General features: G+C 74.0%; 15 protein-coding genes. 7 read left to right on the top strand and 8 right to left on the bottom strand.

Going from position 1 to position 17,009, the window contains the following annotated elements; translation table 11 throughout:
- Positions 1–91: 91 nt before the first annotated feature.
- Positions 92–445 (top strand): HGxxPAAW family protein, encoded by a 354-nt coding sequence (locus tag IE99_RS0107705; protein WP_245623097.1) that lies wholly within the window; start codon positions 92–94, stop codon positions 443–445.
- Positions 446–452: 7 nt separating this feature from the next.
- On the opposite strand, the gene IE99_RS0107710 is transcribed toward IE99_RS0107705, so the two are convergent.
- From IE99_RS0107710 to mtrA, 7 genes are all read right to left on the bottom strand, one after another.
- A complete protein-coding gene (locus IE99_RS0107710) occupies positions 453–1,631 on the bottom strand; it encodes a winged helix-turn-helix domain-containing protein (RefSeq protein WP_030165809.1) in 1,179 nt (392 codons plus the stop codon).
- A gap of 80 nt (positions 1,632–1,711) precedes the next feature.
- The gene (locus IE99_RS0107715; protein ID WP_030165813.1) at positions 1,712–2,479 is read right to left on the bottom strand and encodes a response regulator; all 768 of its coding nucleotides are present in this window, start codon (positions 2,477–2,479) and stop codon (positions 1,712–1,714) included.
- A 245-nt stretch (positions 2,480–2,724) separates the two neighbouring features.
- Positions 2,725–3,363, bottom strand: coding sequence for a ribosome hibernation-promoting factor, HPF/YfiA family (gene hpf / locus IE99_RS0107720; protein ID WP_030165816.1), 639 nt, complete (start codon positions 3,361–3,363; stop codon positions 2,725–2,727).
- Between the two features lie 697 nt (positions 3,364–4,060).
- A complete protein-coding gene (locus tag IE99_RS0107725) occupies positions 4,061–4,795 on the bottom strand; it encodes a ComF family protein (RefSeq protein ID WP_037558858.1) in 735 nt (244 codons plus the stop codon).
- 88 nt (positions 4,796–4,883) lie between these two features.
- Positions 4,884–6,662, bottom strand: a complete 1,779-nt coding sequence (locus tag IE99_RS0107730) for an LpqB family beta-propeller domain-containing protein (protein ID WP_051712197.1) — start codon at positions 6,660–6,662, stop codon at positions 4,884–4,886.
- The gene (gene mtrB / locus IE99_RS0107735) at positions 6,659–8,302 is read right to left on the bottom strand and encodes an MtrAB system histidine kinase MtrB (protein ID WP_030165825.1); all 1,644 of its coding nucleotides are present in this window, start codon (positions 8,300–8,302) and stop codon (positions 6,659–6,661) included. The genes IE99_RS0107730 and mtrB overlap by 4 nt, the downstream gene beginning before the upstream one ends.
- 107 nt (positions 8,303–8,409) lie before the next feature.
- Positions 8,410–9,087, bottom strand: a complete 678-nt coding sequence (mtrA, locus tag IE99_RS0107740; RefSeq protein WP_030165828.1) for an MtrAB system response regulator MtrA — start codon at positions 9,085–9,087, stop codon at positions 8,410–8,412.
- Between the two features lie 348 nt (positions 9,088–9,435).
- Here mtrA and IE99_RS0107745 point away from each other — a divergent pair, with 348 nt between their 5' ends.
- The 5 genes from IE99_RS0107745 to IE99_RS0107765 are packed head-to-tail and all read left to right on the top strand — an operon-like array spanning position 9,436 to position 14,843.
- Positions 9,436–10,527, top strand: a complete 1,092-nt coding sequence (locus IE99_RS0107745; RefSeq protein ID WP_157610118.1) for a hypothetical protein — start codon at positions 9,436–9,438, stop codon at positions 10,525–10,527.
- 32 nt (positions 10,528–10,559) lie between these two features.
- On the top strand, positions 10,560–11,300 hold the full coding sequence (locus IE99_RS0107750; protein ID WP_245623098.1) for a DUF4129 domain-containing protein: 741 nt from the start codon (positions 10,560–10,562) through the stop codon (positions 11,298–11,300).
- Positions 11,297–12,508 carry a DUF4350 domain-containing protein gene (locus tag IE99_RS0107755; RefSeq protein ID WP_051712204.1) on the top strand — a complete coding sequence of 404 codons (1,212 nt, stop codon included), beginning with the start codon at positions 11,297–11,299 and terminating at the stop codon, positions 12,506–12,508. The genes IE99_RS0107750 and IE99_RS0107755 overlap by 4 nt, the downstream gene beginning before the upstream one ends.
- 41 nt (positions 12,509–12,549) lie before the next feature.
- Positions 12,550–13,551, top strand: coding sequence for an AAA family ATPase (locus tag IE99_RS0107760; RefSeq protein WP_245623113.1), 1,002 nt, complete (start codon positions 12,550–12,552; stop codon positions 13,549–13,551).
- On the top strand, positions 13,551–14,843 hold the full coding sequence (locus IE99_RS0107765) for a DUF58 domain-containing protein (RefSeq protein ID WP_030165837.1): 1,293 nt from the start codon (positions 13,551–13,553) through the stop codon (positions 14,841–14,843). Before IE99_RS0107760 ends, IE99_RS0107765 begins: the two co-directional genes overlap by 1 nt.
- An 18-nt stretch (positions 14,844–14,861) precedes the next feature.
- Here IE99_RS0107765 and IE99_RS0107770 read toward each other — a convergent pair whose 3' ends face one another.
- Positions 14,862–15,857: a stage II sporulation protein M gene (locus IE99_RS0107770; RefSeq protein ID WP_030165839.1), complete on the bottom strand. Its 996-nt coding sequence runs from the start codon at positions 15,855–15,857 to the stop codon at positions 14,862–14,864.
- Positions 15,858–15,942: 85 nt separating this feature from the next.
- Between IE99_RS0107770 and IE99_RS33370 the strand changes: the two genes are divergently transcribed.
- Positions 15,943–16,947, top strand: coding sequence for an RDD family protein (locus IE99_RS33370; protein WP_037558859.1), 1,005 nt, complete (start codon positions 15,943–15,945; stop codon positions 16,945–16,947).
- The last annotated feature ends 62 nt before the right edge of the window (positions 16,948–17,009 follow it).

Below are 17,009 nucleotides of genomic sequence, written 5' to 3' on the forward strand. Positions count from 1 at the left end.
TAGGTCACTCCGCCGCGCAATCCACCATGCCCTCCGTTTGACGGTCCGGGTCGCGGAGATGATCCCTGGCACGCAAGGAAGGGAGACACGCGTGTCCATAGAGTCGCATTCCGAGGAGTCGCACGGGTCGCACGCCGGGCGGCCGAGTTCCTGGATCGCCGTCGGCATCATCTTCGTCGGCTTCGTGATCGGCGGTGTCGCCCTCTGCGCCGGGCCGTCCTGGATCATGTTCTGGATCGGTGCCGCCGTCATCGTGGCCGGCATCGTCGTCAGCGGTCTCGTCCACCTGTTCTCGGACGTCGTCGTCGACGCGCCGCGCGTGATCCCGGAGATCGTCGACTACTCCCTGTTCGGCACCCGCACCGACAAGCGCCGCGGCGGCACCGTCGGCGAGTCCATCGACAAGCCGATCGCGACCGACCCCCAGCACACCCCCCACGGCTGACCGCCGGTCACGCTCCGGCGCGCAGGGCACCGGCGGCGAGGGCGGGGTCGAGCCCGTCCAGGCGCTCGATCCGGACGTCGTCGCAGCCCACCCAGCCGGCCGCCCGCCACAGGGCGGTGGCCAGCGCCTCGGCGGACGTCCCCGCGCGGCGCGCCGACCTGACCGCCCAGGGCTCGAACGAGACCTGCCGGGCGATGAGCGTCCGCCCCTCCCGCGCCGGGTCCACCCGGCCGATGAGACGGCCCCCGGCCAGCAGCGGCATGGCGAAGTACCCGTGGACGCGCTTCGCCTTCGGCACGTAGGCCTCCAGGCGGTGGTCGAACCCGAACACGCGCGACGCGCGCGCCCTGTCCCAGACCAGCGAGTCGAACGGGGACAGCAACGCGGTGACGTGCCGCCCCCGGGCGGGGGCGTCCAGCGCCCGCGGGTCGGCCCAGGCGGGCTGCTCCCAGCCGGCCACCCGCACGGGCACGAGCCCGGTGTCGCCGACCACCTCGTCCACCTGGTCCTTGCGGACCCGGTAGTAGTCGGCGAGGTCCGCGCGGGTCGCCACGCCGAGCGCCCTGCCCGCCCGGCCGACCAGGGCCGTGAGGCAGGCCCGGTCGTCCGGATCGCGCGCCAGCAGCTCGGCCGGGACCGCGCGCTCCGCCAGGTCGTACACGCGCCGCCAGCCGACCCGCTCGACGCAGACGACCTCGCCGACGTCCAGCATCCACTCGATGCCGATCTTGTGCTCGCTCCAGTCCCACCACTCCGCGCTCGCCTTCGCGCCGCCGAGCTCCCTGGTGGTGAGAGGCCCCTCCGCCCGCAGCCGCGCCCGGAGCGCGTCGCAGACCCCGTCGGGGACCTCGTGCCAGCGCAGGCCCTTGCGGCGGTAGGCGCGGCGGCGGAACGCGAAGAGCGGCCAGTCGGACATCGGGATCACGGACGCCGCATGCGCCCAGTACTCGAACGCCCCGCCGCCCTTTCGCCCCCAGTACGCGGCTTCGACCTCCGCGCGCGCGACCGCCCCGAGCCGCGCGTACGGCACGAGCTCATGGGACCGCGCCAGCACGGAGATGGTGTCGAGCTGAACGGCGCCGAGCCGCCCCAGCATGCCCGTCACGCCGCCCGCGGGCCGCGCCCCGAGCAGCCCCTGGGCCCGCAGCTGGAGCCGCCTCACCTCGTCCGCGCTGAGCTCGATCACGCCCGGGATGCTACGTCACGGCACCGACAGAACCGCCCGGCCGATCGCACCGCCGCGTTCCGCGGGCGGTGCGGGGTGGATCAGGTGATCTCCAGCAGCTTCTCGCGGACGGCGTAGACGACGGCCTCCATCCGGGAATGGAGCTGGAGCTTCTCGAGGATGTTGCGGACGTGGTTCTTCACCGTGTTCTCGGAGATGAACAGCTCGCGGGCGATCTCCCGGTTGCCGAGGCCCCGGGCGACCAGCCGGAGCACCTCCATCTCGCGGTCGGTGAGCCGCGGCGCCGGCACCTGCTGGGTGCGCTCCTCGGTCTGCTTCGCCAGCGCGGCGAACTCGGTGATGAGCTTGGACGCCATCGACGGGCTGATCAGCGACTGGCCGCCGTGGACGGCGCGGACCGCCTGCGGGACCTCGTCGATCGAGATCTCCTTGAGGAGGTAGCCGCTGGCACCCGCCTTGATCGCCTCGAAGAGGTCCTCCTCCTCGTCGCTGATGGTCAGCATGACGATCTTCGCGCTGGGCGCCGCGTCCTTGATCGCGCGGCACGCCTCGATGCCGCTCCGCCGGGGCATGCGGATGTCCATCAGCACGACGTCGGGCAGGAGGTCTCCCGCCATCTGCACGGCCTCGTGGCCGTCGCCGCCCTCGCCGATGACCTCGATGTCGTCCTCGCTCTGCAGGACCATCTCGAGCCCGCGGCGGAACAGCGCGTGGTCGTCGACGATGAGCACGCGGGTCGGGTCGGCCGCCGCGGCGGGCCGCTCCGCCCCCGGGCCTGCGGGTGCCGCCGGGGCACCGGCCTGACGAGGTACGGCCGCGGCGGCGCGAGCCTCGGGGTTCTCGCTCACCTGAGTCGCGGCGTGGAGGGTACGCCGCTCCCCCCCTTCACTGTCGGTGGAGTGGGACTACCGGAGGGTTCGGGCCGGGCGCGGCGCGTGCCGCCCGGCCCCGTGCCGGACGCGGCGGCCCGACCGGGCCGGCCGGGCGCAGCCCGGCCGGTCTCCGATCCCGGGACCACCGCGTCCGCGGATCGACTGATACGCCGTTTAGATCATTACATGATCCGGGGCCGTGACGTGCCGCATGGGGCACATCACTCTTCGACGAGCCTGATCACCCCGTAGTCCCATCCCCTTCTCCGGTAGACGACGGAGGGGTGGCCCGTCGCCTTGTCGCGGTACAGGTAGAAGTCGTGCCCCACGAGCTCCATCTCGAGAAGCGCCTGCTCGATGCCCATGGGCTCGGCGGTGTGGAACTTCTCGCGGACGACGACGGGGCCGTCGCCCTCCATGGGGATCGGCACGAGGTGCTCGTCCGCCGCGGCGACGGGCTCCGGCTCCTCCTCGGCGACCGCGGTGGCCGCGACCTGCGCGTCGGCGCCCTGCGGGAACGGCTCGACGGCGACGGGCCTGCCGCGCGCCTTGCCGCCGTGGGCCTTGCGGCGCTCGCTGTCGCGGCGCAGCCGCGACTCGAGCTTGTCGAGCGCCAGGTCGAGCGCGGTGTAGCGGTCGTCGGCGGCGGCCTCGGCCCGGATCACCGGGCCGCGGGAGCGGATCGTGAGCTCCACGCGTTCACGCTGGTCGGCCAGCCGTGGGTTGTGCTCCTCCGACACCTCCACATCCACGCGGATGACCTTGTTGTTGAGCCGTTCGATCTTGGCGAGCTTGCCGTCGACGTGCCGCCGGAACCTGTCGTTGACCTCGGTGTGCCGGCCCCTCACGATGATGTCCACGCCGGACCCCCCTTCTCCCGGTTGCGATTCATGCCCGGTACGGGGCCGATGAAAGCCCCGTCCGGGCAACACAGCACGGTGGGTCGCACCCGCCCGGCCGACCTGGTCTTCGTCCCCACATCCGCCTGCTGAGGGGCTCGCGGCGCTTTCGCCACTACTGCCCTTCTCCCGGTTCGGGGGATGTCGGATCCCCCGACGGGGCAGGACTTACCTCTAAGGCGCACCGTGATCGGTCGACGAGAAGTCGCCTTACGTGGGCCGTTTCGCCTGCGCCTGGCATCGGCTAGCCGGACCGCCTTCCGTGCTCCTGACGAGCACTGCGATCCGACGCAACCACGGACCCGGGCGGGTGCCATGTCAGGAACGCTAACCCCTTTGCGCCGCGAATGTCAGGGGGTGGAGCGAGGAAAAACTCACGGACCGTCATCGGGACCCCGCGCGCGCCGTCCCGGGCGGGCCCGCGAGGCGCCGTCACATGCCGTGAATCCCTTAGCCCGTAGGCGTTGCCGCGTCTCGGGCCCCGTCGGTCGGATTCCTGCGCGCGGCCGGTGGGTTTGAGAAATCTCTCCTTCGGTGATGGCCGGTCGTGACCCCCGTCACCGGACCCGACCCGGAGGTGAGGTCCTACCATCGCGGGCGCCATCCCCGGCTACCCTCGGTGACCACCTGACCCGTCGACACCGCACGGCGAAGACGCTCACCTCCTCCTGAGCCGCGGAGTCGCGGCGATCGTGGCGGCGGCCCGGGGGGTGCCGCCCGCCGCCCGGACGGCCCGAGCCGCCTCGGCCAGCGTCGAGCCCGTCGTGATCACGTCGTCGACCAGGACGACATCGCGGCCCTCGACGACCGGACGCGCCGCCAGCGCGCCCGCGAGGTTGGCGGCCCGGCCGCCCGCCGAGAGGCCCGTCTGGTCCTCGACGCGCCGCCGCTGGGCGAGGGCGTCCAGGTGGGCCACGGAGCGTCCCTCGGCGCGCAGCCGGCGCACGGCGACCGCCGCCAGCGTCCGCACCGGGTCGTGGCCCCGCCGGCGCACCGCCCCCCGCGCGGAAGGAACCGGAACGATCAGGACCTCCCGCGCCTCTCCGGTCAGCGCCCTCTGCCCGCCCGGCCCCTCCCGCGCGCCCTGCGCGGTCTCCGCGGGCACGCAGAGGACGGGTCGCAGGGCGGCGTGGACGGCGCGCGCGAGGCAGTCGCCCAGCGGCGCGGCCAGGGCGGTGCGGCCGTGCTCCTTGTAGGCGGACAGGACCGCGCGGAGAGAGCCGTCGTACGGCGCGACGGTCCACGGCGGCGGCAGGCCGGCGGGTGCGTCCGCGCGGCGCGGCGGCGACAGCAGGGGGCTCGTGCAGGTGGCGCAGAGCAGGCCGGGGCCACCGCCGCAGCCGGCGCAGCGTTCGGGGAGCAGCAGATCGAGGAGGTCACCGAGAAGTCTCATGCGCTCCACGGTGCTCGGCCCGGCCGGGCGGCGTCCACGGGCGCGTCAAATGTGGATAACGCGGCCGGCCGTTGTCCACAGGCTGTGGTCAGCGGGGGTAGCCGGGATCCCTCGCGGGCGTCGGGCAGATCCACTCGGAGAAGGAGTTGCCGGCCTGCCGCTGGCGGCAGACCTGGTCCCTGCCCGACAGGCGGGTGCCGATGAGGACGGGCGCGCCCGGGGCGGCGGCGATCGTCCGGGGTTCGCCCAGGGCGCCGACGCCCAGGGACATGATGCCGCTGCCGCTCACGGGCATCAGGTACGGCAGCGACTGCGAGTCGCGCCGGGCCCTGCCGAGGACGGCGAGGGTCCCGTAGTCGCGCCAGGCGAGGTCGATGGCGTCCTGGAGTTCGGAGTTCACCGGGAGGAAGGACCCGACGTCAAGGGACCCGTCCTGCGCGTGGGCGATGCGGCCGATCTGGACCTGGGCGCGGCCCTCCATGCGGACGATGACGGCCACGCGGACTCCGTCCCGCGCCACGCGGAACGCCAGCACCTCCCGGCCGCCCAGGCCCCAGTGGGCGGCGCGGACCGGCGCCTTGCCGCGCTGCCGGAGCCACAGCCAGGACTCGTCCGCCTTGCTCTCCACGACCCAGAGGGTGCCGTCGCGGCTCCAGGACGGGGCGGTGAAGCGGGCGCCCGCGTGCGCGGTCAGGATGGCGCGGGCGGCCGGTGTGCCCGTGACGGGTGCCGCCACGAGGACCTGGCCGCCGTTCGCGCTCAGCCCCGCGAGTTCCTGGTAGTCGGGGGCCACCGCCGGCCGCGACAGGCGGCCCGCGGCGCCGTTGACGACCGGCTGGGCGCGAGAGTTCTCCAGGGTGCCGAGGAAGCCGGCGGTGCCGACGACGTAGGCGTCCTGGTGGATCTGCGGGTCCGGACCGTCGGGGGCGTTGCCCGCCCAGGCGTTGACCGGCTGGACGGCGTCCATGCCCTCGGGGGCGACCGTCTCGCCGTCGATGCGGAGGCGCCACTGCTTGATCTCCGAGAGCTGGCGGAGCGTCCAGCTCAGCTGCGCCGACATCCGCTCGACGCTGCCGCCGCGCGCCTGGCCGGTGAGGTCGACGGTGGCGACGTCCTTGTCGATGGTCACGGCGCCGTTGCGCAGGCGCGTGCCGCTGGGGAAGGCGCTCTCCACGGCGCCGTTCAGCCAGGACGTGGGCCCCGCCAGGAGCGCGTGGACGAGCTGGGTGGGCAGCGTCTGCCGGTTCACGACCGGCAGGAAGATGCCGTTGGGGACGAGGGTCCGCCGGTCGGGGCCGAAGAAGTACAGGTTGACGGTGCGCATGGCGCGCTCGACGTCGTCCTTGGACAGCAGCAGGCCGGAGTCGTCCTCGCCGGGCAGGTCGGTGATGCGCCAGAGGCCCTGGGGGGTCCGGGCGAGCTGGAAGGTGCCGTCGTAGGGCTTCGCGGCGGCGGTGTACTGGCCGTCGGTGCTGATCGTGCCGATCTGGTCACCGATGATCCGGACGGTGGCCTGACCGCCCGACGTCTTGACCACCTGCGGGGGCGCGAGGCGGCTCTGCAGGACGGTCACGCTGGGGCGCAGCCCCGGCCTCCAGTCCTTCTGGCGGCCGAGGTACTCCCGGGCGACCCTGTGGTCGTCGTCGAAACTCGCGGACGCGGCGAGGAACCCCGTGACGATCTGGTCGGGCCCCCACTCGGGGCGCGGCTTGACGGGGATGAGCCGGACGTACGGGTCGTCCACGCGCTCGGCGCGCTCGGCGGGCTTGCCGGTCACGACCCGGCCGCCGCTCGGGACGTTGGCGCAGCCGGTCAGCACGGTGATGATCGCGGCGAGCGCGAGGGCGGGTCGGGTGCGGCCGTTCACTCCCCCGCCTCCAGTTCCGCGAAGAGGGGACGGGCGTCCCCCGCACCGGGCGGGACGAGCGGCAGCGGGGAGCCGCGGAGTTCGGCGCCGCCGACGCGGGGCAGCGACAGGCGGAACTGCGAACCCGAGCCCGGCTCGCCCCACGCCTGCAGCCACCCGCCGTGGAGCTGCGCGTCCTCGCGGGAGATCGACAGGCCGAGACCGGTGCCGCCGGTGGTGCGGGCGCGCGCGGGGTCGGCGCGCCAGAAGCGGTCGAACACCATCTGCCCCTCCCCCGGTTTGAGACCGACGCCGTGGTCACGGACGGCGACCGCCACGGCGTCGCGGTCGGCGGCGACGGAGACGACGATGTCCTCGCCCTCGCCGTGCTCCACCGCGTTGACCAGGAGGTTGCGCATGATGCGCTCGACTCTGCGGCGGTCCACCTCCGCCATGCAGGGCTCGCCGGGGAGCTGGAGGACGACCTTGCTGCCCTTGCGTTCCGCGAGTTCCTGGATGTCGCCCACGGCGCGCAGGACGAGATCGCGCATGTCGAGGGATTCGGCGTCGAGGGTGGCGGCGCCCGCGTCGTGACGGCTGATCTCCAGCAGGTCCGCCAGGAGCGACTCGAACCGCTCCAGCTGGCTCTGCAGGAGTTCCGCCGAGCGTCCCACCGCCGGGTCGTGGAAGGTGTCGCGGCTCTCGTAGAGCATGTCCGCGGCGATCCTGATGGTGGTCAGGGGCGTGCGGAGCTCGTGGGAGACGTCGGAGACGAACTGGCGCTGCACCTGGGAGAGGTCCTCCAGTTCGCCGATCTTGTCCTGGAGGTTGGCGGCCATGTCGTTGAACGAGCGCGCGAGCCGCGCGAGGTCGTCCTCGCCCCGGACTCGCATGCGCTCCTCGAGGCGTCCGGCCGCGAGCCGCTGCGCGCCCTGGGCGGCGAGCCGGACGGGGATGACGACCTGGCGGGTCACCAGCGAGGCGATCGCGGCCAGCAGGAGGACGAGGACGACGCCCACACCGGCCAGGGAGCGGCCGACGTTGGTGAGGGTCCGCTGCTCCTGGTCGAGGGGGAACAGGTAGTACAGCTCGAACTGGCCGGTGCGGCCGCCCACGATCAGACCCCGTTCGGAGGGGCGGTCGGGGCCGATGTAGGAGAGCTTGCCGTAGGTGTAGGCGCGTGATCCGGCCGGCGCCTGCCTCAGCTCGTCGCGGAGGCGGCGCGGGACGCTCTCCTCGCGCAGCTCGTTGGTCGCGTACCCGTCGAAGTACGGCTCGGTGGTGTCGCGGATGTAGACCTCGTAGAGGCCGGACGGTCCGCTGCGCGCCTTCAGCCGGTCGACGGTGTTGCTCAGCCGGACGCCGTCCTCGGACGTGGTGTTGCCGAGGTCGCGCTGGACCTGCGCCAGCCCTTCGTCCAGCTGGAGGCGGGCGGCCTTGACCTTGCCGTCCATCAGGGCGGACGACACCTGCTGCATGAGGAACACGCCGAGGATCGCCACGACGATCGCTGAGATGAACAGCGTCGAGGTGACGACCCGGAGCTGGATCGAGCGGCGCCAGCGCGTGTAGCCGCGCCCGGACGCGCGCCGCACGACCCTGCGGACCGCGCCGAGCCCGCGCCGGGCCAGCCGCCTGGCCCTGTCCACGCGCGCGTTCATGACGGGCGCGCCGCGCCGCCCGGCCGGGCGGCGGACGGGGGCTCGTGACGCGGTGGAGGGGTCATCGGGGAGTTCGCTTCGGGTGTCCGGGGAGGGCGGGGGCGCCGTCAGGCCGGGCCGGCCTTGTAGCCGACGCCGCGGACGGTGACGACGATCTCCGGCCGCTCCGGGTCCTTCTCGATCTTGGCGCGGAGCCGCTGGACGTGGACGTTCACAAGGCGGGTGTCGGCCGCGTGGCGGTATCCCCAGACCTGCTCCAGGAGGACCTCGCGGGTGAACACCTGGCGCGGCTTGCGGGCCAGGGCGACGAGGAGGTCGAACTCCAGGGGGGTCAGCGGGATGTGCCTGTCGCCGCGCTTCACCGAGTGGCCGGCGACGTCGATGGTGATGTCGCCGATCTGCAGGGTCTCGGGGGCCGGCTCGTCGGTGCGCCGCAGGCGCGCGCGCACGCGGGCCACGAGCTCCTTGGGCTTGAACGGCTTGACGATATAGTCGTCGGCGCCCGACTCCAGGCCGAGCACCACGTCGACGGTGTCGCTCTTGGCGGTCAGCATGACGATCGGGATGCCGGACTCCGCGCGGATCTGCCGGCAGACGTCGATGCCGTCCGCGCCGGGCAGCATCAGGTCGAGCAGCACGAGATCCGGCCGGGTCTCCCGGAACGCCTCGAGCGCCTTGTCGCCGTCGTGGACGAACGAGGGCTCGAAGCCCTCGCCCCTCAGCACGATGCCGAGCATCTCGGCGAGCGCGAGGTCGTCGTCGACGACCAGTACACGTCCTCTCATGGCCCTCATCGTCACAAAGTCGGGGTTCGGTGGAGTGGGGTGAGATGCTCCGGCCCCACCTCGCCAGGGAGAGATATGCCTTGGCGTGTCAGGTTACCTGCGTTTGCCTCGTCCATGACTCCTACGGGCATCCGGGGCGGATTGTAGGGGGAGGTTCCGTTCGTTCCGCACGATTGGCCTACTCCGGCCCCGCTCCCATCGGCAACCTTCGCGTCCACCTCAGGCAAATCCTTGCGCGGAGCGACCCCAATGGCGGCATTTCCGGCGGCGAGCCCGTGACAGGATGACCAGCGACCACCGCGCGCACGCGCGGTGGACGACATCCGCTGGACTTCGCAGGGAGCCGAGATGCCGGGACCGGAGGGCTGGGACGACGACGTGAGCGGTCACGTCCCGTTCCGTCCCATGTCCATCTCGGAGATGCTGGACGGGGCCATCGCGGGGATCCGGCGGCGCCCGCGGCTGACGCTGGGCCTGGCCGTCGCGGTCAGCACGGTGATCCAGGTGGCGGTGTCCATCGCCACGTACTTCTTCATCGGGGACGAGGCGCGCACGGAGCAGACACCCGCCCTGCTGATGCGCTCGCTGGGCGGCCAGGCCACCCTCTCCGCGATCGGCCTGGTCCTGTCCGCGTACGGGATCCTCCTGCTGTCCGGGCTTCTGGCGCCCGCCCTGGGGCGGGAACTGCTGGGCCTGCCGGTCACTCCGGGGCGGGCATGGCGGGACGCGCGCCCGCGCGTCGGCCGGCTGGCCCTGACCGCGGCGCTCGTCATGGCGGTGCCGATCCTGGCGCTGGTGCTGCCGATCGTGCCGTTCGTCCTGCTGGTGGCGGTGGACGGGCCGCCCGCGCTGGGCGTCGTCTCGGCGCTCGTGGGCTTCCCCGCCGGGCTCGCGCTGATGGTGTGGCTGTACGTGCTGCTCGTCCAGGCCGTGCCCGCGGTGGTCATGGAGCGGGAGACGGTCGGCGGGGCCCTGCGCCGCGCGCGGACGCTCTCCAAGGGCCGCTGGTTCCGCACCTGCGGGACGCTGCTGCTGGCGCTGCTGGTGACGGTCTTCATGGGCTTCTTCGCGCTGCGGATCCCGTTCGTGATCGTGCAGGTGGTCTTCTTCGGGTCGGCCTCGGACGGCGAGGTCCTGGGGGCCCTGGCCGTGGACACGTTCGGCCGGATCGTGAGCTGGTCGATCGTCCTCCCCTTCGACGCGGGCGTCATCGCCCTGCTGTACATGGACCGGCGGATGCGCCGCGAGGGGTTCGACCTCGACCTGCGCATGCGGGGGTCGTCGGCGGCCGCGGTCGCGGCGGTGCGGGACGGCGCGGTGCGGGACGGCGGGCGCCCCGGTCAGGGCGGGCCCGAAGGCGGGGCCGCCGACGACGCGTTCATGGAGCTGTGGCGGCACGGGCCGGACGCCGCGCGCACGGGAACCGGGGCGATGCCATGATCGTGGCTGTCATGGGGCTGGGAGGTGCGCGCGTGGATCCGGTCGGCCGGGACGAGGCGCGCGAGATGGCGCGCCGCGAGCTGGAGAAGCAGATCTACCAGCGGGACAGGCCGTCCTGGCTGGAACGGACGTGGAACCGCTTCGCCGACTGGCTGCAGGAGCTGATGAACCGGGCGTCCGCGCCGAACGCGTCGGGGAACGACGGCGGCTGGTTCTCGGTCATCGTCATCGTCCTCATCCTGATCGTCGCGATCATTCTGGTGACGTGGCTGCTGTGGGGCCGGGGCAATCCCCGGTCGCGCAAGAAGGCGCTGCTGGAGGACGAGCCGTCCACCGCCATGGACCACCGGAGCGAGGCCGAGCGGTACGCGGCGGCGGGGCAGTGGGCCGAGGCCGTCCGGGAGCGGCTGCGCGCGATCGCGCGGGACCTGGAGGAGCGGGCCGTGCTGGCGCCGCGTCCGGGCCGGACGGCGGACGAGCTGGCAACGGAGGCGGGCGAGGCGCTGCCCGACCTGGCGGACGCGCTGCGCGCCGGCGTCCAGATCTTCGACGACGTCTGGTACGGGGACCGGCCGGGCACCCCGGAGGGGTACGCCGCGCTGCGCGACCTCGACGAGCGCGTGCGGGCCGCCCGGCCCAGGCCGCTGCCGCCGGGCGACCTCGTCCCGGCCGGCGCCCCGCCCGCCGACGGATCGGCGCCGGCCACCGCGTCGAACGCCGCGGCGCCCACCAGCGCGTCGAACGCCGCGGAGGACGGGGGCCCGCGTTGGTGACCCCGACGGCTCCCGCCGGCGCCCCGGCGGCCGCCCAGGGCCCCGCGGGCGGCGACGCGCCGTCGGCCCGCGAGGTCGCGGGACGCCGCTGGCGCTCGTCGCGGGCGATCGTGGCGGTCCTGCTGGCCCTGGCCGTGATCGCGGTGATCCTGGCCGCCCTGCGGCCGTCGGTGTCACCGGACGCCCTCGATCCGGAGTCGCCGGGCCGGGACGGCAGCCGGGCGCTCGCCGAGATCCTCAAGCGGAACGGCGCGGACCTGTCCGTCGCCAGGAGCACCCGGGACGCCCTCCGCGCCTCCACCCCCCGAACCGTGCTGGTGGTGACCCGTACGGAGCGGCTCACGACCGACGACATCGACCGGCTGCGGGCGACGCCCGGGGAACTCGTCCTGGTCGTGCCGGGCCCCGACGTCCTCGAAGCCCTCGCGCCGGGCGTCGAGCCCGCGGGCGTGAGCTTCACGCGGACCGCCGCGCCCGGATGCGGCCTGCAGGCCGCGACGCTCGCGGGAACCGTCGACTTCGGCAGGTCGGACACCTACACCGCCACGGACCCCCTGGCCGCCTGCTACCGGACCGACATCGGGCACCGGCTCGTCCAGGTGCGCCACCACGGCCGGACCGTCACCGTGCTGGGATCGGCGCGCCCGTTCACGAACGAGCACCTGGAGCGGGAGGGCGACGCGGCGCTCGCCATGAACCTGGCGGGGGCCGAGCCCTCGGTGGTCTGGCTGATCCCGGACCCGCCGGAGCCCGGCGCCGAACGCCAGAAGTCGCTCGGCGACCTGCTCCCGTTCGGCGTGAAGCTGTTCGTCCTGGAACTGCTCGTCGCCGTGCTGCTGGTGGCGCTGTGGCGCGCCCGCAGGCTCGGCCCCGTCGTGGCGGAGGCGCTCCCGGTGGTCGTCCGCTCCGCCGAGACCGTGGAGGGCCGCGCGCGGCTGTACCGCGCGAGCCGTGCCCGGGACCGGGCCGCGGACGCCCTGCGGGCGGGCGCCAGGGAACGGATCGTCCCGCTCCTGGGGCTGCCCCGCAGCTCCGCGCAGGACTTCGGGGCCGCGCGGGAGATCGTCGCCGCCGTCGCCCAGCGGACCACCTTCGAGGACGCCCAGGTGGGCGCCGTCCTGTACGGTCCTGAGCCCGCGGACGACGCCGCGCTCATCGCCCTCACCGACGTGCTCGACGACCTGGAAAGGCAGGTACGCCAGTCGTGAACCATCCTGTGGACCTGGGGAAGGACGACCTGGGCGACGACGTGCCCGGCGCCCTCTCCGGAGCGCCCGGAGCCGTCCCCGCGGAGACGCGGCGACGCGGGGAGACCGCCCGCGCGGCCCTCACGGCGCTGCGCGGCGAGGTCGCCAAGACGGTCGTCGGCCAGGACGCCGTGGTGACGGGCCTCGTCATCGCGCTCCTCTGCCGGGGCCACGTGCTGCTGGAGGGCGTGCCGGGCACCGCGAAGACGCTGCTCATCAAGACGCTGTCCCGCGCGCTCGACCTGGACTTCAAGCGCGTCCAGTTCACGCCCGACCTCATGCCGGGCGACGTGACCGGGTCGCTGGTGTACGACAACCGGACCGCGGAGTTCGAGTTCCGCGAGGGCCCGGTGTTCACCAACCTCCTCCTGGCGGACGAGATCAACCGGACCCCGCCGAAGACCCAGGCGTCCCTGCTGGAGGCCATGGAGGAGCGGCAGGTGTCGGTCGAGGGGACGGCGCGTCCGCTGCCCGACCCGTTCGTGGTGTGCGCGACGCAGAACCCGATCGAGTACGAGGGCACGTACCCGCTGCCCGAGGCCCAGCTCGACCGGTTCCTGGTGAAGCTCACCGTCCCCGTCCCCACCCGGGACGAGGAGATCGCGATGCTGCAGCGGCACGCCGCCGGGTTCGACCCGCGCGACCTCTCGGCGGTGAAGCCGGTCGCGGGCGCGGCCGACCTCGCGGCGGGGCGCGCCGCGGTGCAGGCCGTCCACCTCGACCCGAAGGTGGCGGCGTACGTGGTCGACCTGTGCCGCGCGACGCGGCAGTCGCCGTCGCTGCAGCTGGGCGTGTCCCCGCGCGGCGCGACGGCGCTGCTGGCGACGTCGCGCGCGTGGGCGTGGCTGTCGGGCCGCGACTACGTGACGCCGGACGACGTGAAGGCCCTGGCGCGCCCGACGCTCCGGCACCGGGTGCAGCTGCGCCCCGAGGCGGAGCTGGAGGGCGCGACGGCCGACGGCGTGCTGGAGGGCATCCTCGCCCACGTCCCCGCCCCGCGCTGATGGCGCTCACCGGGCGCCTGGGCCTGCTCGCGCTCCTCGGCGCGGCCGTCCCGCTCCTCCTGCCGGGGTGGGGCGCGCTGTTCGCCGTCTGGGGCGTGCTGCTCCTCGGCGTGGTCGCCGATCTGGCGCTGGCGGGGAACGTGCGCGCGCTGCGGCTGCACCGCCACGGCGACACCAGCGTCCGGCTCGGCGAGACCGCGCGGGTGACGCTCACCGTGGAGAACCTGGGGCGGCGCCGCCTCAAGGGGCGCCTGCGGGACGTGTGGCCGCCGAGCGCGGGCGCGACGCCCCGCACCGTCCGGGTGGACGTCCCCGCCGGCGAACGCCGCCGCATCGAGATGACGCTGACGCCGACGCGCCGGGGCGACCGGCGGGCGGTGACGGTGGTGGTCCGGTCCACGGGCCCGCTGGGCCTGGCGGCGCGCCAGCTGTCGCGTTCCGCGCCGTGGACGGTGCGGGCGCTCCCGGCGTTCCCGTCGCGCCGCCATCTGCCCGCGAAGCTCGCGCGGCTGCGGGAGCTCACCGGCGCGCACGTCGCGCTGATCCGCGGCCAGGGGACGGAGTTCGACTCGCTCCGCGAGTACGTCGTCGGGGACGACGTCCGGTCCATCGACTGGAGGGCCACCGCGCGGCGCGCGGACGTCGTCGTCCGGACCTGGCGCCCGGAGCGGGACCGGCGCATCTACCTCGTGCTGGACACCGGCCGCACGTCGGCGGGCCGGGTCGGCGACATCCCGCGGCTCGACTGCTCGATGGACGCCGCGCTCCTGCTCGGCGCGCTCGCCTCGCGCGCGGGCGACCGCGTCGACCTGCTCGCCTACGACCGGCGGGTCCGCACGCGGGTGGAGGGCGCCTCCCGCACCGACCTGCTGCCGGCGATGGTGCACGCGATGGCGCCGCTGGAGCCGGAGCTGATCGAGTGCGACGCGGCGGGCATGGTGTCGACGCTGATGGCCCGGGTGCGGCAGCGCTGCCTGGTCGTGCTGCTGACGGAGCTGAACACCGCCGCGATCGAGGAGGGGCTGCTGCCGCTGCTGCCGCAGCTCACGTCGCGGCACCTCGTGATGGTCGCCGCGGTGTCGGACCCCCGGGTCGGCGAGATGGCCGCCGGGCGGGGCGACCTCGCGTCCGTGTACGACGCGGCCGCCGCCGAGCGCGCCCGCGCCGACCGGCGCCGCATCACGGCGGAGCTGCGCGGGCACGGGGTCGAGGTCGTGGACGCGCCGCCGGACGAGATCGCGCCCGCGCTGGCCGACGCCTACCTCGCCCTCAAGGCGGCGGGGCGGCTCTAGCCGTGTCCGGCCGTCCCGCTAGCCCGAGACGGGGGCGAGGTCGGGGCGCAGGTCCGCGTCGCCCGTCTCGCCGCGCCGGGTGGCGCGCCGCCCGAGGACGATGACGTAGGCGAGGAACGCGACCTCCGCGACCACGCCGATGCCGATGCGCAGCCACGTGGTGTGGACCCAGCCCGTGACGAACCCCTCGATCAGGCCGGAGACCAGGAGCACGACGATGAGGCCGAGGGCGATGCTGACGGCGGCGCGGCCCTCCTCCGCGAGGGCCTGCCCGCGGGTGCGCCGCCCGGGGTCCACGATCGTCCAGCCGAGCTTCAGCCCCCCGGCGCAGGCCAGGTAGACGGCGGTGAGCTCCAGCAGGCCGTGCGGCAGGATCAGACCGAAGAACACGTCGCCCTTGCCGTGGGCGAACATCAGCCCGCCGACGATGCCGAGGTTCACCTGGTTGACCAGCAGGACGTAGACGGTGGGGATGCCGAGGAGGATCCCGAAGATGAGCGCCACGGCCGACACCCACGCGTTGTTCGTCCACACCTTGAAGGCGAACGAGGACGCGGAGTGCTCGGTGTAGTAGTTGGCGAAGTCGTGCTCGACGAGTTCGCGGATCTCCTGCGAGGTGCCGATGGTCGCCTGGACCTCGGGGCTGTGGACGACCCAGATGGCGAGGGCGAGGGCGACGAGGTTCCCGAGCACGGCGTTGCCGAGCCACCACCAGCGCATCCGGTAGGCGGCCGCGGGGAAGGACAGCGTGGCGAAGCGCGACACGTCCCGCCAGAGGGGCGCGTGGGCGCCCGCCACGGCGGCCCTGCCGCGCGCGACGAGCGATGACAGCCGCCCGATGAGCTGGGGGTCGGGCGAGCTGGACCGGACGGCGGACAGGTGCGTGGCGGTCCGCTGGTAGAGCTCCACCAGCTCGTCGACCTCCGAGCCCGACAGCCTGCGTCCGCGGTTGATGAGCCACTCCAGGCGCTGCCACTCGGCGTTGTGCGCGGCCACGTAGGCGTCGACGTCCACCCGGGGAGACTAACGGGTCACCCCGCCGAGACGGCAAGATGGACCGTCCCGGCCCTGACCGGCCGGGAAAGAGGAGGAACGGGACATGGCGAAGCTCGTCACCGGCGAGGCCGTGGCGCTCGACATCCGCGTCGCGCGGCTGGCCAGCCGCGGCTGCGCGCTGCTGCTCGACCTGCTCGTCCAGATGGCGCTCCTCTGGGTCCTGCTCATCATCACGGGCATGACGTCCCTGGTGGCGGACGACGCGTGGACGACCGGCCTCACGCTGGTCGCGGTGGTCCTCGTCATCGTCGGCTACCCGTGCGCGTTCGAGACGCTGTCGCGGGGACGGACGCTCGGCAAGATGGCCGTGGGCATCCGCGTCGTCGCGGACGACGGCGGCCCGATCCGCTTCCGGCAGGCCTTCGTGCGCGCGCTCGCCGGGTTCATCGAGTTCTGGACGCTGTACGGGGCGCCGGCCCTCATCACCTCGCTCGGCAACCGGCGCGGGAAGCGGCTGGGCGACCTGTTCGCCGGGACGATCGTCATCCAGGAGCGGGTGCCGTCCTCCGCCGTGTTCGGCCCGGCCGCGGTCATGCCGCCCCAGCTCGCCTGGTGGGCGCGGACGCTGGAGCTGTCCATGCTCCCGGACGACCTGGCGATGACGGCACGTCAGTACCTGCTGCGGTTCTGGGAGCTGCGTCCCGAGGTGCGCGACTCCCTGGGCGACCGCATCACCCGGCAGGTGGTCGCGGTGGTCAGCCCTCCGCCGCCGCCCGGCGTGCGCCCCGAGATCCTGCTGTCGGCCATCCTCGCCGAGCGTCGCCACAGGGAGGAGCAGCGTCTCGCGGAGCGCGCCCTGCGCCGGGCCCGCCGCCACGGCGCGGTCCCCTGGCAGCCGCAGCCGCATCCCGCGATGGTGATGGCCGGGCCTCCGCCCGCCGGGTCTCCGCTTCAGGGCCCTCCCGCTCCGCCGCCGTTCAGCGCTCCCGGCCCGGGGCAGCCGCGATTCCTGCCGCCCGCCGATTACGGCGCGGGCCCGTATCAGGGGATGCTCCCCCCGCCCCAGCATCAGCCGCAGCCGTGGCAGGACCGGCGGCAGCACCCGTAGGCGCCGGAAACCTCGGTGATCTTGCCTGGTCAGCGGGTTCGCCGGGGGTGTCCAAGGTGACC

Origin of the sequence: Spirillospora albida (assembly GCF_000718255.1) — a bacterium.
Classification (GTDB): Bacteria; Actinomycetota; Actinomycetes; order Streptosporangiales; family Streptosporangiaceae; genus Spirillospora; species Spirillospora albida.